Here is a 22,861-nt window from a genome sequence, read left to right on the forward strand (position 1 = left end):
ACCGCTTTCGCGAGCAAGCCCGCTCCCACAGGGGTTTTGTGGTGTTTTTGAGGTTAGTGGTAAGGATGTTGCGGACTGTCGATCGGCTTCAAACCGTGCTGCCGCCACAACTGCCCATAACCCTGCACCAGAAACCCGCCACTGCGCGCTACCCATTGTTCGCGGCGCATCCGGTAGGCCGCCGGCAAGTCATACCACGCCAGCCCCGGCAGGTCGTGATGCACCAGATGAAAATTCAGATTCAGAAACAGCCAGCGCCACGGCCAGCCGGCTTCGTTAAGCACGGTGCGCTGCTCCGGCTGAACGTGCGGGCGGTGTTCATAGTAGGAGCGGATCATCGCGATCGACAGTGCCGGCACACTGATCAGCAGCAGGTAATGCCAGACCGGCAACACGCTGAAGCGCGCGATAAACCACAGCATCAACACGCTGAACGCACCGTGGGTCAGCCACATCAACCAGGCCTGACGCTCGCGGTTTTTCAGGCGTTGCAGTTCTTCGGCAGCCAGTGCGATCAATCCCAGCGGCGCACCAATGATGAAGCGGCCGATTACGGTTTTATTCAGCCAGTGCAGGCTGCGTTCGAACAAGGAACTGCCCTGCCAACGCACCTCCGTCAGATAACGGCTTTCCGGATCGATGCCGGGCACGGTCAGGTGTTCATCGCGGTGATGCAGCAGGTGGCTGTCGCGATACAAGGTATACGGGTACCACACCGCAAAAGGTGCGTAGCCGAGGATTTTATTGAAAAGCACCGAGCGGGTCGGATGCCCATGCAGCAACTCATGCTGCACCGACAGCCACAGCACCAGCAGCGGAATCAGCAGCAATGTGCTCAAGCCGCGACCGAGCCAGTGGCTGTTGAGGATGATTGCGAACCAGCCGCCATACACGCCGATCAGCAGCAGCCACGTCGGCCATTCGGTGCGGGCGGTGAAGCGCTGGCGCAGGGTTTCGATCTGCTGGCGATGGTCGGCATCGAAGTAATTCGGCATGGCGTGGCTCGGAACGGGAGTCTTCCCCTTCTGTGCAACGAAGCCGAGCAATCTTGCAGATTATTTTTGCGCTGAAACGAGAGCCCGGGGGACGGGCTCCCGAAGGACGTGATCAATGACCGAAAATATCGACCTTCTTGGCTTTCTTCTCTGCACGCTTTTCAATCGCCGTCTTCACCGGTTTCTTCTTCGCGGCTTTCTTTGAATCCATACCTTTGGACATGATGCGTACTCCACTCACAGGGATGTAGGCTCAGGTATACACCTATCCAGCGTCGCCCGTTCTTTTATAATCGGCGCTTTGCCCGCCGCCAGTCCGATCCCATGCCCGATACCCAGTACAGTCTGCTCGACGAGCCTTTGTGGCCGTTGATGAACAAGTTTTACCGCCGCCACCAATCGTCAATGAAGGCGGTGCGCGATGCGCAGTTGTGGGTGGCGCGGCGCGAGGACATCGTCGCCGCGCTGTGCCTGCGGCCAGTGGCGGGCGGGTATTGGCTGACCGGGCTGTTTGTCGATCTGGGTTGCCGTGAGCAAGGGATCGCCGCGCAGTTGATCGCGGCGGCAGTGAAGGATCTGCAGGAGCCGGTGTGGCTGTTCTGTCATCCGGATTTGCGCGGTTTTTATGAGCGGCGTGGCTTCAGTTTCGACCCTGCCCTGCCCTACGCGCTGGCCGAACGCTTGAGCCGGTATGCGCGGAGCAAGCCGATGATTGCGCTGGGGCTGGAACCACATTCAATCTAAGATCACAGATACCCTTGTGGGAGCGAGCCTGCTCGCGAAAACGGTGTGTCAGTCACCAAATTGATCACTGATCGAGCACATTCGCGAGCAGGCTCGCTCCCACATTGGAAAGTGAAGGTAGTCTCAGGATCAATCGTCAGCCGTTGGATCGAGATCCGGGAACATCACTTCGGTAAAGCCGAACTTGCTGAAATCGGGAATCCGCGACGGATACAAGCGGCCGATCAGGTGATCGCATTCGTGCTGCACTACCCGCGCATGGAAGCCTGACGCCACGCGTACGATCGGCTCGCCCTTGGGATCAAAGCCTTCGTAGCGAATCTGCTGATAACGATCCACCGCACCGCGCAGGCCGGGCACCGACAGACAGCCCTCAAAGCCCTCCTCGGTCAGCGGACTCAACGGCGTGATCAGCGGATTGATCAGGATCGTCTGCGGCACCGCTTCGGCGTCCGGATAACGTTCGCTGTGCTCGAAACCGAAGATCACCAGTTGCAGGTCGACGCCGATCTGCGGCGCGGCAAGGCCGACGCCACCGACGCTTTCCATAGTCTGGAACATGTCATCGATCAGTTGCCACAGCTCGGGGCTGTCGAACATTTCCGGCGGCACCGGTGGAGCAATGCGCAGCAGGCGTTCGTCGCCCATTTTGAGGATTTCACGGATCATGGTCGGGCTTCGTCAGTGTCCGGCTTGAGCGAGTGGTCGCGCCCCAGGCCAGAGACATGTTGTTTGGGATGCTCATCGAGTTCGCCGGGGACTTTCTCGCCCTCGTCCTTGCCCTCGCTGGACATGTGTTCGATCACCGCATTCATCTCGGCGCCGAGCAGCAGCACCGCCGAGGAAATGTAGAAATACAGCAACAGCACGATGATCGCCCCGATGCTGCCATACATCGCGTTGTAGTTGGCGAAGGTTTTGACGTAGAACGCAAAACCCAGTGAGGCGATGATCCACACCACCACGGCGAGTACCGAGCCGGGGGTGATGAAACGGAATTCCTGTTTGACGTCGGGCATCACGTAGTAAATCAGGGCCACGGCGACCATCATCAGAAACACGATCACCGGCCAGCGCGCAATCGTCCACACAGTGACGATGAAGTCTTCCAGCCCCACCTGCGCGGCAATCCAGCCCATCACCTGCGGCCCGAGCACCATCAGCGCGGCTGCCACCAGCAACATGCCGGCAATGCCGACGGTGTAGAACACCGACAGCGGAAAACGCTTCCAGATCGGTCGGCCCTCGACCACGTCGTAAGCGGCATTCATCGCACTCATCATCAGGCGCACGCCGGCAGACGCGGTGTACAGGGCGATGACGATACCGACCGAAAGCAAACCGCCCTTGGACTGCTGCAACTGATCAATCACCGGGTTGACCTGTTCCAGCGCCTGCGGTGGCAGCACCAGTTCCGACTGCAGGCGCAACCAGGTGAAGAAGTCCGGCAGGTGCAGGAAACCGATCAGGGCAATCAGGAACAGAATGAACGGGAACAGCGAGAACAGCATCTGGTAGGCCAGTGCCGAGGCGTAGGTCGACATCTCGTCGTCGACGAATTCAGTGACCGTGCGCACCATCACCCGGTGCAGTGGCAGACCTTTCATGTCTGGAAAAATCATTCGCGTCTCCTTTCGCCGCATTACAGGTTGAAGTCGTGGCGACTCAGGGGCCGTTTTCTACATCACGGTAGCCTACTTGGCGACCTTCGTGGATGGCTGTCGGGTTTTGACACAAAAACGGCCATCCTTGGATGGCCGCTCGTGTGTTTCGTTCAAGGCGGAATTACGCCTTGTCGACACCTTTCTTGATGGCGTCTTTGGCTTTGCCGACAGCTTGCTGGGCTTCACCTTTTTTCTCTTGCAGTTTGCCTTCGGCTTGCAGCTTGGTGTTGTCGGTGGCTTTGCCGACGCCTTGCTTGACGTTGCCGACTGCTTCGTTAGCCATGCCTTTTACTTTATCGCCAGTGCTACTCATGGTGTTTCTCCTTGGTGCATTGAAGGGGAAAAGTCAGTACGTAATGATTGACTGGCCGGGTTTGCCACGAGTTTCATTTATTTTTGCCCTTCATTTCGTCGTGCCATGCAGGTTGGGCTTTATGTTTGCCCCGCAAGCCCCGAGAATGCGCACCTATGGGCGCCGTGCGCCAACGATCAGATCCCGCAGGAATGTTATGAAACTCGATAAAAAGCAGGCCATTGCCCGTCGCAACCAGGAACTGGGCGGCGCTGTGCTCGGCACCAACAACTGCCACTTCGCCGAATTGAACCGCAACCGCAACATCTGGTGGTTCGACCTGCCGGTGACGCGCCTCGCCGTCGGTCAGTACGAGTGGATTCACCTGCTGATGCACACCCCGGCCACCGACGAACTGCTGCACCTGAAAGTGCCGACGGTGTTCCTGCGGGAAAAGCTCGAAGGTCTGGTGATTCGCAACGAAGGCAAGCGCAAGGCGGCGTTGAGCCTGGAATTGAGTGCAGACAAGGATTCGTATCTGCAGGACATGCGTCCGGCGGGAACCAACGTGAATTTCGCGCCGTTCCGGCAGTAACCGAAAAGCTTCGCGAGCAAGCCCGCTCCCACATTTGACTGTATTCCAACTGGAGGAACGCGGTTGAATGTGGGAGCGGGCTTGCTCGCGAAGGCGGCATCACAGTCACTACAGATCCACCACCTACTCCAACAAAAAGCCCCGCATCTGCGGGGCTTTTTGCTTCAGGCGGCGGACTTGGCCTTGATCTTCTTCAGCTCTTCATCACGCAACTCACGACGCAGGATCTTGCCGACGTTGGTGGTCGGCAGCGCATCGCGGAACTCCACCGAACGCGGCACCTTGTAACCGGTGACGTTGGCGCGCATGTGCTCCATCACGGTTTCCTTGGTCAGGGTCACGCCCGGCTTGGCCACGATGAAAATCTTGATCGCCTCGCCCGACTTCTCGTCCGGCACGCCGATGGCCGCGCACTGCAATACGCCCGGCAGGGTCGCCAGCACGTCTTCCAGTTCGTTCGGGTAAACGTTGAAACCGGATACCAGGATCATGTCTTTCTTGCGATCGACAATGCGCATGTAGCCATCGGGCTGGATCAGCGCGATATCACCGGTCTTCAGCCAGCCTTCGCTGTCGAGGATCTCGTCGGTGGCTTCCTGACGCTGCCAGTAGCCCTTCATCACTTGCGGGCCCTTGACGCACAGCTCGCCGATTTCGCCCATGGGCTGCTCGACACCCGCATCGTCGATGACTTTGCACAGGGTCGACGGCACCGGAATGCCGATGGTGCCGATCTGAATGTTCTGGATCGGGTTGACCGTGGCCACCGGGCTGGTTTCGGTCATGCCGTAACCTTCGCAGATCGAGCAACCGGTCACCGCTTTCCAGCGCTCGGCGGCGGCCAGTTGCAGGGCCATGCCGCCGGACAGGGTGACTTTCAGGTTGGAGAAATCCAGCTTGCGGAAACCTTCGTTGTTGCACAGCGCGACGAACAGCGTGTTCAGGCCGACAAAACCGCTGAACTTCCATTTCGACAGTTCCTTGACCATCGCCGGCAGGTCGCGCGGGTTGCTGATCAGGATGTTGTGGTTGCCGATCAGCATCATCGCCATGCAATGAAAGGTGAACGCATAGATGTGGTACAGCGGCAGAGGGGTGATCAGGATCTCGCAACCTTCATTGAGGTTGGAGCCCATCAGCGCCTTGCACTGCAGCATGTTGGCGACGAGGTTGCGATGGGTGAGCATCGCGCCTTTGGCCACGCCGGTGGTGCCGCCGGTGTACTGCAACACCGCGACATCGCTGCTGTGCGGATTGGCTTCGGCCACCGGCTGGCCCTGGCCCTTGCTCAGCACGTCGTTGAACTTGACGGCTTTGGGCAGGTGATAGGCCGGCACCATCTTCTTCACGTACTTGATCACGCTGTTGATCAGCAGGCGCTTGACCGGCGGCAGCAGGTCGGCGACTTCGGTGACGATGACGTGCTTGACCCCGGTTTTTGGCACCACGGCTTCCGCCAGGTGCGCCATGTTGGCCAGGCACACCAGGGCTTTGGCGCCGGAGTCATTGAATTGGTGTTCCATTTCCCGCGCGGTGTATAGCGGGTTGGTGTTGACCACGATCAGCCCGGCGCGGATCGCACCGAAGACGGCCACCGGGTACTGCAGAACGTTGGGCAGTTGCACGGCGATTCGATCACCGGGCTGCAAGTCGGTATGCTGTTGCAGATACGCGGCAAACGCACCGGACAATTCGTACAGTTCACCGTAGGTGATTGTCTTGCCCAGGTTGCTGAAAGCCGGCTTGTTGGCGAAGCGTTGGCAGGATTGCTTCAACACTGCCTGAATATTCGGGTACTCGTCTGGATTGATGTCGGCAGCAATTCCAGCCGGGTATTTATCCTTCCAAAAGTCTTCGATCATGGAAGCCCACTCCTCAGCAACGCGAATTCTTCACCGCATTTGATGCGATTATTATTGGTGTGTGTTTTGTATTGGTGAATCTGGCTTTTCTACAGGCCGAGAAGTCACAAAGCGCGCCGAGAGTAGCAGCTTTGCCGAGGGCCGACTAGAGCCAAAAGCGGCCTCCATGGTCACTTTAATGACTCAAGACTTTCTAACAGTCATTTTAGAGCAAAAATCCTATACCACCCTGAAAGCCCCGGTTTTCCGGGCCTTCAACCCCCAAAAAGCATCGCGGGCAAGCCCGCTCCCACAAGGTTGGTGGAGATCCCTGTGGGAGCGTGGCTTGCCCGCGATCCGCGCCACGCGCGGCCATTCACCGATCAGGCGATATCGCGCAACTCCCGCCGCAGAATCTTCCCGACCGGCGTCATCGGCAACGACTCACGCAGCACGATGTGTTTCGGCACCTTGTAAGCGGTGAAATTCTCTTTGCAGTACGCCTTCAGTTCTTCGAGGCTGACCCCGGTTTCCCGCGCCACCACAAACAGCTTCACCGCTTCGCCCGAACGCTCGTCCGGCACGCCGATCACCGCGCAGTTGGCGACTTTCGGGTGGGCCATCACCACGTCTTCGATCTCGTTGGGGTACACGTTGAAACCGGAGACGATGATCATGTCCTTCTTGCGATCGACGATGCGTACGAAGCCGTCCGGGTCGATCACCGCGATATCACCGGACTTGAACCAGCCCTCGGCATCCAGCACTTCGGCGGTGGCCTCGGGTTTGTGCCAGTAGCCTTTCATGATCTGCGGGCCCTTGATGCACAACTCGCCGCGCTCGCCCATCGGCTGCTCGACACCCTCGTCATTGATGACTTTCAGCAGCGTACCCGGCACCGGCAGACCGACCGTGCCCAGACGCGACTTGTCGCCATACGGGTTAGTGCAGGCCACCGGCGACGTTTCCGTGAGGCCGTAACCTTCGGTGATGCGGCAACCGGTGATCTGCTCCCAGCGCTCGGCGGTGGCCTTGACCAGCGCAGTACCGCCGGAGTTGGTCAGCTTGAGACTGGAGAAATCCAGGGTCTTGAAGTCCGGGTGCTCCATCAGCGCGACGAACAACGTATTCAGTCCGAGCAACGCCGAGAAGCGCCAGTTCTTCAGCTCTTTGATGAAGCCTGCGATGTCGCGCGGATTGGTGATCAGCACGTTGTGGTTGCCCGATACCATCATGCACATGCAATTCGCGGTGAAGGCATAGATGTGGTACAGCGGCAGTGGCGCCACCATCACCTCCTGCCCTTCGCGCAGCAGCGGCTGACCGTCAGGCCCCAATTGCGCAAGACACGCGCGCACCTGCTGCATGTTGGCCACGAGGTTGCCGTGGGTCAGCATCGCGCCCTTGGCCAGGCCGGTGGTGCCGCCGGTGTATTGCAACACGGCGATGTCGTCGAGACCGACCTTCAACGGCTTGATCCCCAGACCACGGCCCAGGCGCAGCGCACTCTTGAACGAAATCGCCTGCGGCAGCGAATAGTCCGGGACCATTTTCTTCACTTTGCTGACCACGGTGTTGATCAGCCAGCCCTTGGCGGTGGGCATCATGTCGCCCATCTTCGCTTCGATCAGGTACTGGATGTCAGTGTCCGGCAGCACTTCCTGGACCTTCTGCCCGAACATGTTCAGGTACACCAGCGCGCGGGCACCGGAATCCTTGAACTGGTGGCGCATCTCGCGCGCGGTGTACAGCGGGTTGGTGTTGACCACGATCAGCCCGGCGCGCAAGGCACCGAACACGGCAATCGGATATTGCAGCACGTTGGGCATCTGCACCGCGATGCGATCCCCCGGCACCAGATCGGTGTGGGCTTGCAGGTAACCGGCGAACGCCGCGCTGTAGCGCTCGAGTTCAGCGTAGGTCAGGGTCACGCCCATATTGCTGAAGGCCGGACGGTCCGCGAATTTCTTGCAGGAACGCTCAAACACCTCGATCACCGACTTGAACTCGCCCATGTCGATGTCCAGTGGTACGCCGGCGGGGCGTTTGTCATTCCAGAAATCAGGTTGCATTGTTCTTGTCCTCTTTACCTGAATCGATCCGGGAGCCGCTTTTCTGTGGTTTCGCGCTGATCCCTGAGGGCACAAAGCAAAAAGCGGAGCTTCACGGACACTAGCAGTTATGGCCATTGAGGCAAATATGGGCGATGGCGACATTGATCGTATGAATCTTCCTGCCGTGGCGTGAGCTGATCGGACGCGCTATACAATGCAACGACTGCGGGCCGATACCGCTCGATAAAAAGGAATTGCCATGATCCACCGAGGCTTTTGGCTGGACGCGAGTGACCGCAGCCGCCTGTTCGTCAACCAGTGGTTGCCGGCTGCGCCCTTGAAAGCGCTGATCCTGCTGGCCCACGGCATGGCCGAACACAGCGCGCGCTACGAGCGGCTGGCGAATGCGTTCTGTGAACAAGGCTACGGTGTGTACGCCCCGGATCTGCGCGGCCATGGCAAAACCGCCGAACACGGGACGCTCGGGCATTTCGCCGATGACGACGGCTGGTGCAAGGTGATCGGCGATCTGGCCAGCCTCAATCAGCACATCGGCCAGCAGCATCCCGACGTGCCAATCATCCTGCTCGGGCACAGCATGGGCAGCTACCTCGCTCAGGGTTACCTGCTGCATCACAGCGCCAGCCTGCATGGGGCGATTCTCAGCGGTTCGAACTTCCAGCCGGTGGCGCTTTACGGCGCGGCGCGACAAATCGCCCGTTTCGAAAAACTGCGTCAGGGTGGCAAGGGCCGCAGTGCGCTGATCGAGTGGTTGTCGTTCGGCTCGTTCAACAAAAAATTCAAACCGGCGCGCACGCCGTTCGACTGGCTGAGCCGCGACCCGGTCGAGGTCGATCTGTATGCCAACGACCCGTTGTGCGGCTTCCGCTGCACCAATCAATTGTGGATCGACTTGCTCGGCGGCTTGCAGCAGATCAGCAAAGCGTCCAATCTCGCCCAGATCGACCCGGGCCTGCCGCTGCTGGTGATCGGCGGTGAATGTGATCCGGTGAGCGAAGGCAAGCGTCTGACAGATCTGGCCGAAGCGTTGCGCTCGGCCGGCAGCCAGAACTTGCAACTGAAGATCTACCCGCAGGCGCGGCACGAATTGTTCAATGAAACCAATCGCGACGAAGTGATTGCCGATGTTCTGACCTGGATCGACCAGGCGCTGAGCCATCGCCGCCCTCATCGCAGCGAATAATTTTTTGTGGATTCACTTTAATCCGTCACAGGAATCAAGACCGATGACCCAGGTTACCAACATCCCTTACGAAGCCCTCGAAGTCGGCCAGACCGCCAGCTACAGCAAGACTGTCGAAGAGCGCGACATTCAGCTGTTCGCCGCGATGTCGGGCGACCACAACCCGGTGCACCTGGACGCCGAGTTCGCCGCCGCCAGCATGTTCAAGGAACGCATCGCCCACGGCATGTTCAGCGGTGCACTGATCAGCGCGGCCGTAGCGTGCGAGCTGCCTGGGCCGGGCACCATCTACATCGGTCAGCAGATGAGTTTTCAGAAGCCTGTGAAGATTGGCGACACCCTGACCGTGCGCCTGGAAATCCTCGAGAAGCTGCCGAAGTTTCGCGTGCGCATCGCCACTCGCGTGTTCAACCAGCGCGATGAACTGGTCGTGGATGGCGAGGCCGAGATTCTCGCGCCGCGCAAGCAGCAGACCGTGACCTTGCCGACGCTGTCGGCGATCAGCATCGGCTGATCATCAGGTACAAAAAACAAACGTGGGAGCGGGCTTGCTCGCGAAGGGGTCATGTCCGCAACATTATCGTTGCATGACACAGCGCTTTCGCGAACAAGCCCGCTCCCACAGTTTTTTCAGCGCGGCTTACGAACGAGCGCGAGCCTGGTTACGCAGGGCTTTCACCTGGTCGTGGTTGCGTTGTACGCCGTGGTACTGACGCTCAACCAGGTCACGAATACCGACCAGGCCGTGCTTGTTGATTTTCTCGATGGCTTCACGATAAGCCTTCAGGGCGTGGTCTTCACCGCGCTCGGCTTCGTTCAGCACAGCCTCTTCGTCCTTGCCGGTGAACATGGCTTTGACGTCGACCCAGCGACGGTGCAGGTCACCGCTGACGCTGGTTGAGGTTTCCGGATCACCGCCCAGTTTACGCACTTCAGCCTGCAGTTCAGCGGCGGCAGTCGCGCAATCGGCAGAACGGGTGACGAACAGGGTTTTGAGTTCTGGATGCTTGATGTCTTCAGCGCAAGTCTTGAACCCTTCCTGGCCGTCCTTGCAGGTTTCGATCAGGTCGTTGAGTACAGAGATCGCTTCTTTATTCATGTCAGTCATTTTTCAATTCCTTGCGGTTGGTTGAAGATGCAAGGGTTATTGCAGTGTGCGTGCCAGCTTTTCATTCAAAAATAAATCGTTATTTTTCAATAAGTTAAAGATATTTGAACTATCTGTATCACGGTTATTTGCATGATCTGTCATTTGGCCTGCATGCAGAATGCCTGTATTTTCCTGACTGATTGAATCCAGATGATTGCCAATGATGAATCCTGAAAAGCTTGAGCTGTTGATCACCCGTGAAATGCCCTTCGGCAAGTACAAGGGCCGGATCATTGCCGACCTGCCGGGGCCTTACCTGAACTGGTTTGCCCGCGAAGGTTTTCCTCACGGCGAACTCGGCGGACTGTTGGCACTGATGCAGGAAATCGACCATAACGGTCTGTCGGATCTGCTCGAACCGCTACGCGCCAAACACGGCAAACCCGCCCCGCGCCACTGAAGCGCGCCTCCCCTTGAGCCGAGTCGACCATGCCTGACAACACCCGCCGCGCCCGTGACGAAGCGTTCTGGCAAACCTTCGCCGATCGCTACGAAGCGCAAACCGGCCCGCTGAACCTGGAGAACGGTTACTTCGGGCGCATGTCGCGCACAGTGATCGAGGACTACCAGCGCAACATCGAGCTGATCAACACCAGCAACTCGGTGTACGTGCGCCAGCGTTTCGAACAGCACGACAGCCTGGAGATCCGTGCGCAACTGGCCGAGACGATCGGCGTGCGCGCGCAGAGCGTGGCCTTCACCCGCAACGCCAGCGATGCGCTGCAGTCGCTGATCCGTAATTACAATCGCCTGCTACCGGGCGATCAGGTGCTGATCAGCGACCTGGAATACGACACGGTCAAAGGCGCCATGCGCTGGCTGTCTCGCCATCGCGGCGTCGACGTGATCGAGATCAACCACACTCACCCGGCCAGTTTCGACAGCCTGCTGGACAGTTACCGCGAAGCCTTCATCCGCTATCCGAAACTCAAACTGATGGCCCTGACCCATGTCACCCACCGCACCGGTCTGGTGATGCCGGTGCAGGCCATCGCCGCGCTGGCGAAACAGCACGGCGTGGACATCATCCTCGACGGCGCTCACGCCCTCGGCCAGATCGAGTTCAACCTTGAAGCACTGGGCATCGCCTTCGCCGGTTTCAACCTGCACAAGTGGATTGGCGCACCGCTGACCCTGGGCTTTCTGTACATCGCCCCGCAGCGTCTGGCCGACATCGATCCGGACATGGGCGAAATGCACTTTCCGGCCACCGACATACGCGCCCGCACGCCGTACAGCACGCCGAACATTCCGGCGCTGATGTCACTGCCGTTGGCACTCGAAGAGCACCGTTCGCTCGGCGGCGCTGCGGCCAAAAGCGCCCGGCTCAATTACCTGCGCAACCTGTGGGTCAGCGCGGTGCGGCACCTGCCGGGGATCGAGGTGATGACCCCGGACGATCCGCGCCTGTATTGCGGAATCACCTCGATGCGTTTCACTCGCCACGCCGATCAACAGGCAATGGTCGAGCGCCTGCTCAACGAGTACAACCTGTTCACCGTGGTACGCAACGGCGCAGCGAGCGGGCCGAGCATTCGCATCACGCCGGGGCTGACCACCACTGCGGCTGACATGCAGTTGCTGACCCGTGCACTCAACGAGCTGCGTTGATCGGTTCACACGGTGTACTTGTCGAAGTCCTCGGGTTTGATCTGCGACGAGGCGGCGAAGGTGTCGATGCCGATGGTCAGGTGGCCGAAGAAACCGTCCTCGTGAGAGTCGCGGCCGATCGGCCACACGGTCAGGGTCGAATCTTCGCCGCGCATGTTGCTGTAGTAGCTGTCATCGGCATTGTTCAAGGGTGTCGAGGCTCGCCCGCGATAGTCACGGGCATTGAGCACCGCGCGTGACACCACTTCGGGGAAATACAGCTGACCGACCCAGGCCACGTTGCGCTCCTCCAGATATTCACTGCCGCTGACCATGCGCACCGCCACATGAATGTGCAGCGCCCGACCGGCATAGAACCCGGGATAGATCGTGGTGAAGCGCACCCGCCCCTGCTGATCGCAGAACTGGCTGCCGCGCAGATAGGTGTCATCGTCGGTGCGCGGCACCGAGCCGATGGCATCGGAGTCGACCTCCAGATCCGGATTGATCCGGCTCCACCCCGAATAGGCGCCTCGTGCATTGCAGTGCCAGATGTCCACCAATGCTCCGCTCACCGGTTGACCGGTCATCGCGTCGACAATGCTCAGGCGCAGCAGCAAGGGCAGGCCTTCAGCGCCTTCGCTGATGTTGCGCCGCAGCAACTTCGGATTGCGAAAGTACGGCCCGGCGATCTGCTCGGGGGCCAACTGATAGATTGATGATGACGATGCGGTTGAAGTGTCTCGTTCCATGACGCGTTCTCTTTTCCATAAGATGAACGCAGATTAACGGCGCACGAGCCCCGCGGTGCGGTAACTATGTGTCGCGCCGTTTCCATGAGTATTTTTGCCGGGCAAAAAAAAACGGTGCACCGACCAAGCGCACCGTAAAGCCGTAGAACACACAACGAAGTGTCAGGTAAAACGTTTAGTCCAGCAGCGCCAGGGCCTCGGCGGTGCATTCCTGAATGCGCGCCCAGTCGCCGTTCTTGATCCATTCGGGATCGAGCATCCAGCTACCGCCCACGCACATGACGTTTTTCAGCGCCATGTAGCTCTTGATGTTGGCCGGGCCGACGCCACCGGTCGGGCAGAATTTCACTTCGCCGAACGGGCCGCCGAGGGCCTTGATCGCTGCCACGCCACCGCTGACTTCCGCCGGGAACAGCTTGAAGCGGCGATAGCCCAGGCCATAGCCCTCCATGATGCCGGAGGCATTGCTGATGCCGGGCAGCAGCGGAATCGGGCTGTCGACGCTGGCTTCGAGCAGGTCACGGGTGATGCCCGGGGTGACGATGAATTGCGAACCCGCCGCTTCCGCTGCTGCAAGCATGTTGCGATCAAGCACGGTGCCGGCACCGGTCACCAGTTCCGGACGCTGCTCACGCAGGATCTGGATCGCCTTGAGACCGAACTGCGAACGCAGGGTCACTTCCAGCGCGGTCAGGCCACCGGCGGCCAGAGCGTCGGCCAGTGGCAGCACGTCCTGCTCACGGGCGATGGTGATCACTGGCAGGATCCGCGCCTTGGCGCAGAGGCTGTCGATCAGGGCAACTTTGTCCGCCATGGAAACGGTCGGGGATGGATTTTTCATAGCGGCTGATCCTTGGCTCATGGGCACCAGTAAATCTCTAACGTAGGTTGCAGAAACGCGCGCACCGGCATGGCCGCGACGTCGTCGGATGCCAGTGCGGCATTCAGAGTGGTCAGTTTCGACTGACCGGAAATCGACAGAATCTTGTGCTTCGCCGAAGCCAGCAGCGCACGGCTCATGGTCAGACGTTGACGCGGCACACTCGGCGCCAGCATCGGCCAGCAGCGACGGCTGCCGTCAGCCTGCAAGGCTTCAGTCAGGTTCGGGCTGTCGGGGAACAGCGACGCGGTGTGACCGTCATCGCCCATGCCCAGCACCAGCACGTCGATCGGCGGCAATTCCGCGAGCAGACGGTCGGCCTGTTCCGCAGCCTGCTCGACGTTGGCCGCCGCGCTGTAGAGGCTGAGGAGCTGCGCCTTGGCGGCCGGGCCTTTGAGCAGGTACTGCTTGAGCAGGCCGGCGTTGCTGTCGGCGTGTTCGACCGGTACCCAGCGTTCGTCGGCGAGGGTCACGACGACCTTCGACCAATCCAGCTCCTGCTTGGCCAGGTGCTGAAAAAACGCCACCGGGCTGCGACCGCCTGAGACCACCAGCACCGCGTTGCCGCGTGCAGCGATGGCATCGCTCAACTGCTTGGCGACGTTCAGCGCCAGACCTTCGGCCAACAGCACCGGGCTCTTGAATTCGTGGGCATTCACGCCCGCGGGCAGTTTCACATCAGATATCGCCATACCACGACCTCCCGTCCCGCGTGATCAGTGCAATCGAGCTCATCGGCCCCCACGACCCGGCCGCATACGGCTTGGGCGCGTCACCGGACTTCTTCCAGCCGGCGATCAACTGGTCACACCACTTCCACGCGGCTTCGATTTCATCTTTACGGACAAACAGGTTCTGATTGCCGTTCATCACTTCCAGCAACAACCGCTCGTAGGCGTCGGGGATCCGCGCACTGCGCCAGGTGTCGGAGAAATTCAGTTGCAGCGGGCCGCTGCGCAGTTGCATGCCCTTGTCCAGGCCTTGCTCCTTGGTCATCACACGCAAGGAAATGCCTTCGTCCGGTTGCAGACGGATGATCAGTTTGTTGCTGATCTGCAGACGTTGTTCCGGCGCAAAGATGTAGTGCGACGGTTCCTTGAAGTGGATGACGATCTGCGACAGTTTCTGCGGCATGCGCTTGCCGGTCCGCAGGTAGAACGGCACGCCGGCCCAGCGCCAGTTGCGGATGTCGGCACGCAGGGCGACGAAGGTTTCGGTGTCGCTCTGGGTGTTGGAGTTCGGCTCTTCGAGGTAGCCCGGCACGGACTTGCCTTCGCTGTGCCCGGCGATGTACTGACCGCGCACCACTTGGGTGGTCAGGCCTTCCGGGCTGATCGGCGCCAGGGCCTTGAGCACTTTCACCTTTTCGTCACGGATGCTGTCAGCGGACAGGTCGGCTGGCGGGTCCATCGCAATCAGGCACAGCAGCTGCAACAGGTGATTCTGGATCATGTCGCGCAGCTGGCCGGCCTTGTCAAAGTAGCCCCACCGGCCTTCGATGCCGACCTTCTCGGCCACGGTGATTTCCACGTGGGAGATGTAATTCTGGTTCCACTGGGTTTCGAACAGGCTGTTGGCGAAACGCAGCGCGATCAGGTTCTGGACGGTCTCTTTGCCCAGGTAGTGGTCGATGCGATAGGTGCGGTTCTCCGGGAAGAACTGCGCCACGGCGTCGTTGACTTTGCGCGAGGATTCCAGATCGGAGCCGATCGGCTTTTCCAGCACCACGCGGGTGTTTTCTGCCAGACCGACTTTTGCCAGGTTCTCGCAGATCGCGCCGTACACCGCTGCTGGTGTGGCGAAGTAGGCAATCATGCGTTGCGCGCTGCCGGCCGCTTCGGCCAGCGCCACATAGTCTTCAGCCTTGAGGAAGTCGACGTGCAGGTAGCTCAGGCGCGCCAGAAAGCGCTCGGCCACGGCCTCGTCCAGCTCTTTGCCGACGTAACGGCGCAATTCGGCGGCGATGAACGCCATGTGCTGCTGCTCGGAACCGGGTTCACGGGCCAGCGCGATGATGCGCGTGTCCTCGTGCAACAGGTCGGCGCCATCGAGGTGATAAAGGGCAGGAAACAGCTTGCGCAGGGCCAGATCGCCCAGAGCGCCGAACAAGGCAAAGGTGCACGGTTCAACCGTAATCGAAGGCATGATGTTTGTTCTTTTATCAAGTTAAGCTACAAATACCTTTTTTCAAGGCATCACTCAAGGGAAAATGTAGTAATAACCACAACATTTTCGCAAAATACAGATTCCGAGTGGTGGTCGGTCGGAGCCACCAGTAGGATAGGCCACCGTTACGGGCCACATCAAAGGCCCAATTTGCATAGCCCGGCGCACCTTTGCGCAGGTGAATTAGGAATTCCATATGGACCGCGTGCGAAATTTACTGGAACAGATCCAGAGTCGCCTTGAAGAGCTGAACAAGGCCGAACGCAAAGTCGCCGAGGTGATCCTGCTCAACCCGCAGCAGGCCACCCGCTTCAGCATCGCCGCCCTCGCCCAGGCCGCATCGGTGAGCGAGCCGACGGTCAACCGTTTCTGCCGTTCGTTCGGTGTCAGCGGCTACCCTGAACTCAAGCTGCAACTGGCGCAAAGCCTGGCCAGTGGCGCAGCGTATGTCAGCCGTGCAGTGGAGGCCGATGACAATCCCGAGGCGTACACGCAGAAGATTTTCGGCAGCGCCATCGCTTCGCTGGACAGTGCTTGTCAGGCGCTCGATCCGAACCTGATCAGCCGCGCCGTCGACCTGTTGATTCAGGCCCGGCAGATCCACTTCTTCGGCCTCGGTGCTTCGGCCCCGGTGGCGCTGGATGCGCAACACAAATTCTTCCGTTTCAACCTCGCCGTCACCGCCCATGCCGATGTGCTGATGCAGCGAATGATTGCTTCGGTGGCGCATACCGGTGAACTGTTCGTGATCATTTCCTACACCGGCCGCACCCGCGAACTGGTGGAAGTGGCGCGCATCGCCCGGGAGAACGGCGCTTCGGTGCTGGGCCTGACCGCCGAGAATTCGCCTCTGGCCAAGGCCAGTACCCTGAGCCTGAACATTCCGCTGCCGGAAGACACCGACATCTATATGCCGATGACCTCGCGGATCATTCAGTTGACGGTACTGGATGTGCTGGCGACCGGCATGACGCTGCGTCGCGGGGTGGACTTCCAGCCGCATCTGCGCAAGATCAAAGAGAGCTTGAATGCCAGCCGGTATCCGGTGGGTGATGAGTTCAACTGAGGCCAGATGGTTCTTTATTGAATGATCCGGCCTCTTCGCGAGCAAGCCCGCTCCCACAGGTGATCGGGTTCCTTCAATTGGAATGCCATCTACTGTGGGAGCGGGCTTGCTCGCGAAGGCGCCAGTCGACTCACCGCAAATCTAGGCAGCAGCCCACGCCTGCAAACTCAAATGCGCCTTCTCCCCCGGCGCCAGATGCAGGCTGTCGGTACCGCCCGCCGCCGCTTCGACACAGACGAACTCCGTCACTTCATCCCAGCTCACGCCCAACAGGGGGCGCGAGCCAGGATGCCAGACCACGGTATCGCCGCTATCACCGGTATCAATGCACAACTCGCGCTGCCAGGCGTGATCCTTGAGCTGTAATTCGCCGTCGTGCTGGAACACCCGCTGACAACCGCCATCGACGCGTAGCTCGCCTTCCTGCTGACAGGACTGGCGGCTCAGTTGGTCATAACCCTGCGCACCTTCGAGCCCAGACAGCGCTATCTCACCGACATCACCAATACGCCAGTAAGCGTGCAAAGCCTGGCTCAATTGGCACGGCATGTCGTCCTGATGCTCGGTGCTCAGGCGTAACTCCATGCGTTCACCCAGGTGCGCGTGCAGGTCAACCTGCCAGTCGCACAGCTGCAATTGCCAATGCAGACGTACGCCATCTTCGGCGCTGCTGCTGTCGAGCAACTTCCAGTCAAGCAGTCGCGCCCAGCCATGGGACGGCCAGGCGTTTTCGCTCGGATGGCGGCCATACCACGGCCAGCACACCGGCACGCCACCACGAATGGCGCCAACGTGGGGCCACTTCGCCGCACACCACAACCACGGTTTCTGCCCGCGTGGCTGAAAGTGCAACAACTGCGCACCCTGCCGACTGAACACCGCCTGACACAGCGGATGATCGATCACCAGCACATCGCGCATCTGATAGCGCTCCCAGGCAAACACCGGTCGTTCGCGCAGGGATTTGAAGAAGCGTTGCAGCGGATGCTCATGCATTGGCCACGGTCCTGAAAATCATGGGGTACTCAACAATCCACATTGCTCTTGTGGCGAGGGAGCTTGCTCCCGCTGGGCTGCGAAGCGGCCCTGAAACCATTCACTGCGGTGTGTCATTTAAACCTCATCATCAGGATTTACGACTGCTGCGCAGCCGAGCGGGAGCGAGCTCCCTCGCCACAAATGGGCACGACACAAACCTTGTATACGAGTTGCAAAAAAAAGCGGACAGCCTTGGCTGTCCGCAAATATGCGCACATAGAGAGGAGCTTATCGCAACAACGTCAGAACGTAGACTGAATTTTCAGGCCAGCGACCAATGCGTTGTCCACTTCATCCACACCACCCGGGTGAGTGATGTATTGCAGGTTAGGGCGTACGGTCAGCCAGTTGGTGACGTGGAAGCCGTAGTTGATCTCGTAGTTGTATTCGGTTTCACGAATTGGCGAGAACACCGGATTGTCGTAGTCCGAAACACCGTTGGACGCATTCAGGAACTCGGCGTTTTTCTTCACGTCATCGTTGACATGAATACGCGCCGCACCGATACCGACGTCATCTTTAGGACGCGCGTCGAACGGGCCCTTGTAGACAAACATCACCGACTGGTAGTTGTCGATGAAGTTGGTGTCCTTGTCGTGGAAGGTCGCGTTGGCGGCGATGTTCAGACCGCGAGTAGCATCACCGTTGTGGCTGGTGAGTTGCTGCTGCGCGACGAACCAGTAGCCGTGTTTGCTGCTGTGGGTCTTGTACGCGTCGCCAGTGGTTGCAGCGTCGAAGCCGTTGACGTCTTCACGGACGTCATTGGCGTCAGCCGTGCTCTTGTAGTAACCGACGCGGTATTCGCCCGGCAGGCTGTTGACCTTCGGCGACCAGACCAGTTCGACTGGCAGAACGGTGCCTTTGGTGCCGCTGCCGCTGAGCTTGAAGCCGTTGCCGTGTTCCAGTTGCGACGGGTTCTGGTTGTAAGCACCGATCTGCGCGTAGAGCTCGTCGTTGATGTTGTACTTCACACGGATCGCGGCCTGGCTGACCGGCCAGTTGTACCAGATGTTGGTCGCCCAGTTACCCACTTGCGAGCCGCAGAACGCAAGGTTCTGGAAGTCGCACGGGAAGGTGTTGAAGTCTTCGCCTTCACCGAAGTAACCGGCCTTGACGTCCAGCTTGTTGTCGAAGAACTGGTGCTGAATCCACAACTGGGTCAGACGTACCATGTGGCCACGACCGTAGACTTCCTGCGAAGACGACAGAGTGCCAGCACGCGGATCGCCAACGCGGTCGTTGGAGATGTTTTGCCCGTTACGGTTAGTCAGCTGGATCTTGGCCTGAGTGTTGTCCCAGCCCCAGAGTTTTTGCAGATCCAGCGCCACGCCCAGACCGAACTGATCGCTGTAGCGACCGGTCTTGTCGTCGTTGTAGCCGCCATGCAGGTTGGCGCCCATTTCCCCAACGTAGTCAGCCTTGATGTCGATACCCTGCTCGATCAGCTTGGTCCGCTCGCCACCCCAGTCACCGGTCATCCATTTCGAGTCGGAGCTGAAGGCATCCGCCGCCATGGCGTTACCGGCCAGCACCAATGCCGCCGCAGCTGACACTTGGCAGATCAACCGGGCATTGACGTGTTTCTTTTTCATCCCTACATCCTCGTCTTTATTGTTATTAACTGTTTTTTTCCAACGCGGTTTACATAAATTGCGATGCTCGACAGGCCGAACACCACTTTTCCCCTGTGGGAGCGGGCTTGCTCGCGAAGGCGTCATGTCAGTCGCCATGTGTGCTGCCTGACACTCCGTTTTCGCGAGCAAGCCCGCTCCCACATTTTTGATCTTCAGCGCCCCTTGAACTGGGCGACGTTGGCGCCGTGCGCTTCGGTCTTCGGTTGCCCCGCAGTCCCCAGACGCTCGCCAGTCTTGGCATCGAACAACAACACTTTCGACGGATCGAATTGCAGGGTCAGGGTCTCACCCACCTGTGGCGCCACGTCCGGCGCCAGGCGGCAGCAGACCTTGGTTTCATTCAGGTTGACGAACACCAGCGTGTCCGGACCGGTCGGCTCGGTGACCTGCACTTCGGCCTTGATGCTCGGCAGGCCATTGCCCTCGCCGTTCGCCAGAACAATCTGTTCCGGGCGCAGGCCGAGGATCACTTCGCGATCTTCCAGCCCTGCATCCTGCATGCTCATCGGCAACTCGCAACGCGCCTGACCGCTGTCGAGCAGTGCCAGCAAACGACCGTCCTTGCGTTGCAGACGCAGCGGAATGAAGTTCATCGGCGGCGAACCGATAAAGCTCGCCACGAACAGGTTGGCCGGATCGTTGTAGATCTCTTTCGGCGTGCCGAACTGCTGAATGATCCCGTCCTTCATCACCGCCACTTTGTCACCCAGGGTCATCGCTTCGATCTGGTCGTGGGTCACGTAGACCGTGGTGGTTTTCAGGCGCTGGTGCATCAGTTTCATTTCGGTGCGCATCTCGACGCGCAGCTTGGCGTCGAGGTTGGACAGCGGTTCGTCGAACAGATAGATCTTCGGCCGACGCGCCAACGCACGGCCCATCGCCACGCGCTGTTGCTGACCACCGGAGAGCTGGCCCGGCTTGCGGTTGAGCAAGTGTTCGATCTGCAGCAGCTTGGCCACGCGCGCGACTTCTTCGTCGATCGCCGACTGGCTCATCTTGCGGATCTTCAGACCGAACTCGATGTTCTCGCGCACGCTCATGGTCGGGTACAGCGCGTAGGACTGGAACACCATGGCGATGTCACGATCCTTCGGGCTCATGCCGCTGACATCCTGATCGCCGATCATGATCGCGCCACCGGTGATGGTCTCGAGGCCGGCGATGCAATTCATCAGGGTCGATTTGCCGCAGCCCGACGGGCCGACCAGGATCAGGAACTCACCGTCCTTGATCGACAGTTCGATGTTCTTCAGGGTGTCCGGCAGGCCGGCACCGTAGGTCTTGTTGACGTTGCGAAGTTCGAGCGTTGCCATGATTACCCCTTGACTGCGCCGGCCGTCAGCCCGCGCACGAAATACTTGCCTGCGACCACATAGACCAGCAGGGTCGGCAGGCCGGCGATCATCGCCGCTGCCATATCCACGTTGTATTCCTTGGCCCCGGTGCTGGTGTTGACCAGGTTGTTCAGCGCCACCGTGATCGGTTGCGAATCACCGCTGGAGAACACCACACCGAACAGGAAGTCGTTCCAGATCTGGGTGAACTGCCAGATCAGGCAAACCATGATGATCGGGGTCGACATCGGCAGAATGATCTGCCGGAAGATCGTGAAGAAACCCGCGCCATCCAGCCGTGCAGCCTTGATCAGCGCATCGGGAATGCTCACGTAGTAGTTACGGAAAAACAGCGTGGTAAACGCCAGACCATAGACCACGTGAACGAAGACCAGGCCGGTGGTGGTGCTCGCCAGGCCCATCTTGCCGAGGGTGAACGAGGCTGGCAGCAGCACGGTCTGGAACGGCAGGAAGCAGCCGAACAGCAGCAGACCGAAGAACAGCTGCGAACCGCGGAAGCGCCAGAACGACAGCACGTAGCCGTTCAACGCGCCGATGGCAGTGGAAATGACCACGGCCGGCACGGTGATCTTGATCGAGTTCCAGAAGTAGCCGTCCACCGTGGCCCAGGCCTTGACCCAGCCGATGCCGCTGACCACGGTCGGCCAACTGAGCAGGTTGCCGGTGCTGATGTCTTCCGGGGTCTTGAAACTGGTCAGCAGCATCACCACCAGCGGAATCAGGTACAGCAGGACCGCGAGGATCAGCACCGCGTAGATCGCGACGCGACTCAGGCTGAAAGCGGGTTTGGCAGCGAGACTAGTCATGACGCTTGGTCCTCAGCTCGGAGTACAGGTAAGGCACGATGATCGCGAGAATCGCACCGAGCATCAGAATCGCACTGGCCGAGCCCATGCCCATCTGGCCGCGACTGAAGGTGAAGGAGTACATGAACATCGCCGGCAGGTCGGAGGAATAACCCGGGCCACCCGCCGTCATCGCCGCGACCAGGTCGAAGCTCTTGATCGCGATGTGGGCGAGGATCATCACCGCACTGAAGAACACCGGACGCAGGCTTGGCAGTACGACTTTCCAGTAGATGGTCGGCATGCTCGCGCCATCGATCTGCGCGGCACGGATGATCGACTGATCAACCCCGCGCAGGCCGGCGAGGAACATTGCCATGATGAAGCCCGAGGCTTGCCACACGGCGGCGATCACCAGGCAGTAGACCACGCGATCCGGGTCGATCAGCCAGTCCAGACGGAAGCCTTCCCAGCCCCAGTCACGCAACAATTTGTCCAGGCCCATGCCCGGGTTGAGCAGCCATTTCCACGCGGTACCGGTGACGATCATCGAGAGCGCCATCGGGTACAGGTAAATGGTGCGGATAAAGCCTTCGCGACGGATGCGCTGGTCGAGGAACACTGCCAGCAGCACACCGATCACCAGGGTGATGCCGATGAACATGCCACCGAACACCGCGAGGTTCTTGCTCGCCACCCACCAGCGATCGTTGTCGAACAACCGCGCGTATTGCGCCAGGCCGGCCCACTTGTAGTTGGGCAGGAACGTCGAGGTGGTGAACGACAGCACGAACGTCCACAGGATGTAGCCATAAAAGCCCACCAGCACGATGAACATGCTCGGCGCCAGCACCAGTTTCGGTAGCCAGCGCTGCAGTGCATCGAACGGCGAGGCTTTGCTGAACACAGCAACAGAACTCATGGGGAAATCCAGTACAGGGAATAAAAACTACAGTGAGATCCCTTGTGGGAGCGAGCTCTGTGGCGAGGGGATTTATCCCCGATCGGCTGCGAAGCAGTCGCAAAAGCTTTGCACGCGGTCTTTCTGTTACTCCA

General features: G+C 59.6%; 23 protein-coding genes. 7 read left to right on the forward strand and 16 right to left on the reverse strand.

Going from position 1 to position 22,861, the window contains the following annotated elements; genetic code table 11:
- Window positions 1–53: 53 nt before the first annotated feature.
- Window positions 54–995, reverse strand: a complete 942-nt coding sequence (locus CRO59_RS00500; RefSeq protein ID WP_097085899.1) for a fatty acid desaturase — start codon at window positions 993–995, stop codon at window positions 54–56.
- Between the two features lie 324 nt (window positions 996–1,319).
- Here CRO59_RS00500 and CRO59_RS00505 point away from each other — a divergent pair, with 324 nt between their 5' ends.
- Window positions 1,320–1,739 (forward strand): GNAT family N-acetyltransferase, encoded by a 420-nt coding sequence (locus tag CRO59_RS00505; protein ID WP_097085900.1) that lies wholly within the window; start codon window positions 1,320–1,322, stop codon window positions 1,737–1,739.
- Between the two features lie 129 nt (window positions 1,740–1,868).
- Here the strand turns inward: CRO59_RS00505 and def are convergent, their stop codons facing one another.
- From def to CRO59_RS00520, 3 genes are all read right to left on the reverse strand, one after another.
- The gene (gene def / locus CRO59_RS00510; RefSeq protein WP_097085903.1) at window positions 1,869–2,408 is read right to left on the reverse strand and encodes a peptide deformylase; all 540 of its coding nucleotides are present in this window, start codon (window positions 2,406–2,408) and stop codon (window positions 1,869–1,871) included.
- Window positions 2,405–3,361, reverse strand: coding sequence for a YihY/virulence factor BrkB family protein (locus CRO59_RS00515; protein WP_027612574.1), 957 nt, complete (start codon window positions 3,359–3,361; stop codon window positions 2,405–2,407). The genes def and CRO59_RS00515 overlap by 4 nt, the downstream gene beginning before the upstream one ends.
- Before the next feature lie 163 nt (window positions 3,362–3,524).
- Window positions 3,525–3,716: a CsbD family protein gene (locus CRO59_RS00520; protein ID WP_027612573.1), complete on the reverse strand. Its 192-nt coding sequence runs from the start codon at window positions 3,714–3,716 to the stop codon at window positions 3,525–3,527.
- A 196-nt stretch (window positions 3,717–3,912) separates the two neighbouring features.
- Here CRO59_RS00520 and CRO59_RS00525 point away from each other — a divergent pair, with 196 nt between their 5' ends.
- Window positions 3,913–4,290 (forward strand): hypothetical protein, encoded by a 378-nt coding sequence (locus CRO59_RS00525; RefSeq protein ID WP_007969330.1) that lies wholly within the window; start codon window positions 3,913–3,915, stop codon window positions 4,288–4,290.
- Window positions 4,291–4,454: 164 nt separating this feature from the next.
- Here CRO59_RS00525 and fadD1 read toward each other — a convergent pair whose 3' ends face one another.
- Window positions 4,455–6,152 carry a long-chain-fatty-acid--CoA ligase FadD1 gene (gene fadD1 / locus CRO59_RS00530; RefSeq protein ID WP_003227414.1) on the reverse strand — a complete coding sequence of 566 codons (1,698 nt, stop codon included), beginning with the start codon at window positions 6,150–6,152 and terminating at the stop codon, window positions 4,455–4,457.
- Between the two features lie 362 nt (window positions 6,153–6,514).
- Entirely contained in the window at window positions 6,515–8,203 is a 1,689-nt protein-coding gene (gene fadD2 / locus CRO59_RS00535; protein ID WP_097085905.1) for a long-chain-fatty-acid--CoA ligase FadD2, read from the reverse strand.
- A 241-nt stretch (window positions 8,204–8,444) separates the two neighbouring features.
- Between fadD2 and CRO59_RS00540 the strand changes: the two genes are divergently transcribed.
- Together CRO59_RS00540 and CRO59_RS00545 are read left to right on the forward strand one after the other, a co-directional pair.
- Entirely contained in the window at window positions 8,445–9,389 is a 945-nt protein-coding gene (locus tag CRO59_RS00540) for an alpha/beta hydrolase (RefSeq protein ID WP_096795063.1), read from the forward strand.
- 43 nt (window positions 9,390–9,432) lie between these two features.
- A complete protein-coding gene (locus CRO59_RS00545; protein ID WP_097085907.1) occupies window positions 9,433–9,903 on the forward strand; it encodes a MaoC family dehydratase in 471 nt (156 codons plus the stop codon).
- A gap of 126 nt (window positions 9,904–10,029) precedes the next feature.
- Here the strand turns inward: CRO59_RS00545 and CRO59_RS00550 are convergent, their stop codons facing one another.
- Entirely contained in the window at window positions 10,030–10,497 is a 468-nt protein-coding gene (locus CRO59_RS00550) for a PA2169 family four-helix-bundle protein (protein ID WP_003227422.1), read from the reverse strand.
- Window positions 10,498–10,702: 205 nt separating this feature from the next.
- On the opposite strand from CRO59_RS00550, the gene CRO59_RS00555 reads away from it, so the two are divergent.
- Window positions 10,703–10,939, forward strand: coding sequence for a DUF3820 family protein (locus CRO59_RS00555; protein ID WP_003227425.1), 237 nt, complete (start codon window positions 10,703–10,705; stop codon window positions 10,937–10,939).
- A 29-nt stretch (window positions 10,940–10,968) separates the two neighbouring features.
- Window positions 10,969–12,150 (forward strand): aminotransferase class V-fold PLP-dependent enzyme, encoded by a 1,182-nt coding sequence (locus CRO59_RS00560; RefSeq protein ID WP_097085909.1) that lies wholly within the window; start codon window positions 10,969–10,971, stop codon window positions 12,148–12,150.
- 5 nt (window positions 12,151–12,155) lie between these two features.
- Here CRO59_RS00560 and CRO59_RS00565 read toward each other — a convergent pair whose 3' ends face one another.
- The 4 genes from CRO59_RS00565 to zwf all read right to left on the reverse strand — a co-directional run bounded on the left by CRO59_RS00565 (window position 12,156) and on the right by zwf (window position 15,906).
- The gene (locus CRO59_RS00565) at window positions 12,156–12,881 is read right to left on the reverse strand and encodes an intradiol ring-cleavage dioxygenase (protein WP_027612569.1); all 726 of its coding nucleotides are present in this window, start codon (window positions 12,879–12,881) and stop codon (window positions 12,156–12,158) included.
- Window positions 12,882–13,056: 175 nt separating this feature from the next.
- Window positions 13,057–13,722, reverse strand: coding sequence for a bifunctional 4-hydroxy-2-oxoglutarate aldolase/2-dehydro-3-deoxy-phosphogluconate aldolase (locus tag CRO59_RS00570; RefSeq protein WP_003227433.1), 666 nt, complete (start codon window positions 13,720–13,722; stop codon window positions 13,057–13,059).
- Between the two features lie 17 nt (window positions 13,723–13,739).
- Window positions 13,740–14,453, reverse strand: a complete 714-nt coding sequence (gene pgl / locus CRO59_RS00575) for a 6-phosphogluconolactonase (RefSeq protein ID WP_097085911.1) — start codon at window positions 14,451–14,453, stop codon at window positions 13,740–13,742.
- Window positions 14,440–15,906: a glucose-6-phosphate dehydrogenase gene (gene zwf / locus CRO59_RS00580; RefSeq protein ID WP_097085913.1), complete on the reverse strand. Its 1,467-nt coding sequence runs from the start codon at window positions 15,904–15,906 to the stop codon at window positions 14,440–14,442. Before zwf ends, pgl begins: the two co-directional genes overlap by 14 nt.
- Before the next feature lie 226 nt (window positions 15,907–16,132).
- Here zwf and CRO59_RS00585 point away from each other — a divergent pair, with 226 nt between their 5' ends.
- Entirely contained in the window at window positions 16,133–16,993 is an 861-nt protein-coding gene (locus tag CRO59_RS00585; protein WP_169842436.1) for a MurR/RpiR family transcriptional regulator, read from the forward strand.
- Between the two features lie 141 nt (window positions 16,994–17,134).
- Here the strand turns inward: CRO59_RS00585 and CRO59_RS00590 are convergent, their stop codons facing one another.
- From CRO59_RS00590 to CRO59_RS00610, 5 genes are all read right to left on the reverse strand, one after another.
- Window positions 17,135–17,989: a D-hexose-6-phosphate mutarotase gene (locus CRO59_RS00590; protein ID WP_007969321.1), complete on the reverse strand. Its 855-nt coding sequence runs from the start codon at window positions 17,987–17,989 to the stop codon at window positions 17,135–17,137.
- Between the two features lie 284 nt (window positions 17,990–18,273).
- The gene (locus CRO59_RS00595) at window positions 18,274–19,623 is read right to left on the reverse strand and encodes a carbohydrate porin (RefSeq protein WP_096795066.1); all 1,350 of its coding nucleotides are present in this window, start codon (window positions 19,621–19,623) and stop codon (window positions 18,274–18,276) included.
- A gap of 194 nt (window positions 19,624–19,817) precedes the next feature.
- On the reverse strand, window positions 19,818–20,978 hold the full coding sequence (locus tag CRO59_RS00600) for an ABC transporter ATP-binding protein (RefSeq protein WP_097085915.1): 1,161 nt from the start codon (window positions 20,976–20,978) through the stop codon (window positions 19,818–19,820).
- A 2-nt stretch (window positions 20,979–20,980) separates the two neighbouring features.
- Window positions 20,981–21,826 carry a carbohydrate ABC transporter permease gene (locus CRO59_RS00605; protein ID WP_007969317.1) on the reverse strand — a complete coding sequence of 282 codons (846 nt, stop codon included), beginning with the start codon at window positions 21,824–21,826 and terminating at the stop codon, window positions 20,981–20,983.
- Window positions 21,819–22,727: a carbohydrate ABC transporter permease gene (locus tag CRO59_RS00610; RefSeq protein ID WP_003227452.1), complete on the reverse strand. Its 909-nt coding sequence runs from the start codon at window positions 22,725–22,727 to the stop codon at window positions 21,819–21,821. Before CRO59_RS00610 ends, CRO59_RS00605 begins: the two co-directional genes overlap by 8 nt.
- Window positions 22,728–22,861 lie beyond the last annotated feature (134 nt).

The sequence above is a fragment of the Pseudomonas sp. LAMO17WK12:I5 genome, from assembly GCF_900215165.1.
Classification (GTDB): domain Bacteria; phylum Pseudomonadota; class Gammaproteobacteria; order Pseudomonadales; family Pseudomonadaceae; genus Aquipseudomonas; species Aquipseudomonas putida_A.

What these genes read in the sequence shown, in the direction of transcription:
- CRO59_RS00500 (WP_097085899.1), bottom strand. Translation starts at nt 995, where the DNA reads ATGCCGAATTACTTCGATGCCGACCATCGCCAGCAGATCGAAACCCTG.
- CRO59_RS00505 (WP_097085900.1), top strand. Translation starts at nt 1,320, where the DNA reads ATGCCCGATACCCAGTACAGTCTGCTCGACGAGCCTTTGTGGCCGTTG.
- def (WP_097085903.1), bottom strand. Translation starts at nt 2,408, where the DNA reads ATGATCCGTGAAATCCTCAAAATGGGCGACGAACGCCTGCTGCGCATT.
- CRO59_RS00515 (WP_027612574.1), bottom strand. Translation starts at nt 3,361, where the DNA reads ATGATTTTTCCAGACATGAAAGGTCTGCCACTGCACCGGGTGATGGTG.
- CRO59_RS00520 (WP_027612573.1), bottom strand. Translation starts at nt 3,716, where the DNA reads ATGAGTAGCACTGGCGATAAAGTAAAAGGCATGGCTAACGAAGCAGTC.
- CRO59_RS00525 (WP_007969330.1), top strand. Translation starts at nt 3,913, where the DNA reads ATGAAACTCGATAAAAAGCAGGCCATTGCCCGTCGCAACCAGGAACTG.
- fadD1 (WP_003227414.1), bottom strand. Translation starts at nt 6,152, where the DNA reads ATGATCGAAGACTTTTGGAAGGATAAATACCCGGCTGGAATTGCTGCC.
- fadD2 (WP_097085905.1), bottom strand. Translation starts at nt 8,203, where the DNA reads ATGCAACCTGATTTCTGGAATGACAAACGCCCCGCCGGCGTACCACTG.
- CRO59_RS00540 (WP_096795063.1), top strand. Translation starts at nt 8,445, where the DNA reads ATGATCCACCGAGGCTTTTGGCTGGACGCGAGTGACCGCAGCCGCCTG.
- CRO59_RS00545 (WP_097085907.1), top strand. Translation starts at nt 9,433, where the DNA reads ATGACCCAGGTTACCAACATCCCTTACGAAGCCCTCGAAGTCGGCCAG.
- CRO59_RS00550 (WP_003227422.1), bottom strand. Translation starts at nt 10,497, where the DNA reads ATGACTGACATGAATAAAGAAGCGATCTCTGTACTCAACGACCTGATC.
- CRO59_RS00555 (WP_003227425.1), top strand. Translation starts at nt 10,703, where the DNA reads ATGAATCCTGAAAAGCTTGAGCTGTTGATCACCCGTGAAATGCCCTTC.
- CRO59_RS00560 (WP_097085909.1), top strand. Translation starts at nt 10,969, where the DNA reads ATGCCTGACAACACCCGCCGCGCCCGTGACGAAGCGTTCTGGCAAACC.
- CRO59_RS00565 (WP_027612569.1), bottom strand. Translation starts at nt 12,881, where the DNA reads ATGGAACGAGACACTTCAACCGCATCGTCATCATCAATCTATCAGTTG.
- CRO59_RS00570 (WP_003227433.1), bottom strand. Translation starts at nt 13,722, where the DNA reads ATGAAAAATCCATCCCCGACCGTTTCCATGGCGGACAAAGTTGCCCTG.
- pgl (WP_097085911.1), bottom strand. Translation starts at nt 14,453, where the DNA reads ATGGCGATATCTGATGTGAAACTGCCCGCGGGCGTGAATGCCCACGAA.
- zwf (WP_097085913.1), bottom strand. Translation starts at nt 15,906, where the DNA reads ATGCCTTCGATTACGGTTGAACCGTGCACCTTTGCCTTGTTCGGCGCT.
- CRO59_RS00590 (WP_007969321.1), bottom strand. Translation starts at nt 17,989, where the DNA reads ATGCATGAGCATCCGCTGCAACGCTTCTTCAAATCCCTGCGCGAACGA.
- CRO59_RS00595 (WP_096795066.1), bottom strand. Translation starts at nt 19,623, where the DNA reads ATGAAAAAGAAACACGTCAATGCCCGGTTGATCTGCCAAGTGTCAGCT.
- CRO59_RS00600 (WP_097085915.1), bottom strand. Translation starts at nt 20,978, where the DNA reads ATGGCAACGCTCGAACTTCGCAACGTCAACAAGACCTACGGTGCCGGC.
- CRO59_RS00605 (WP_007969317.1), bottom strand. Translation starts at nt 21,826, where the DNA reads ATGACTAGTCTCGCTGCCAAACCCGCTTTCAGCCTGAGTCGCGTCGCG.
- CRO59_RS00610 (WP_003227452.1), bottom strand. Translation starts at nt 22,727, where the DNA reads ATGAGTTCTGTTGCTGTGTTCAGCAAAGCCTCGCCGTTCGATGCACTG.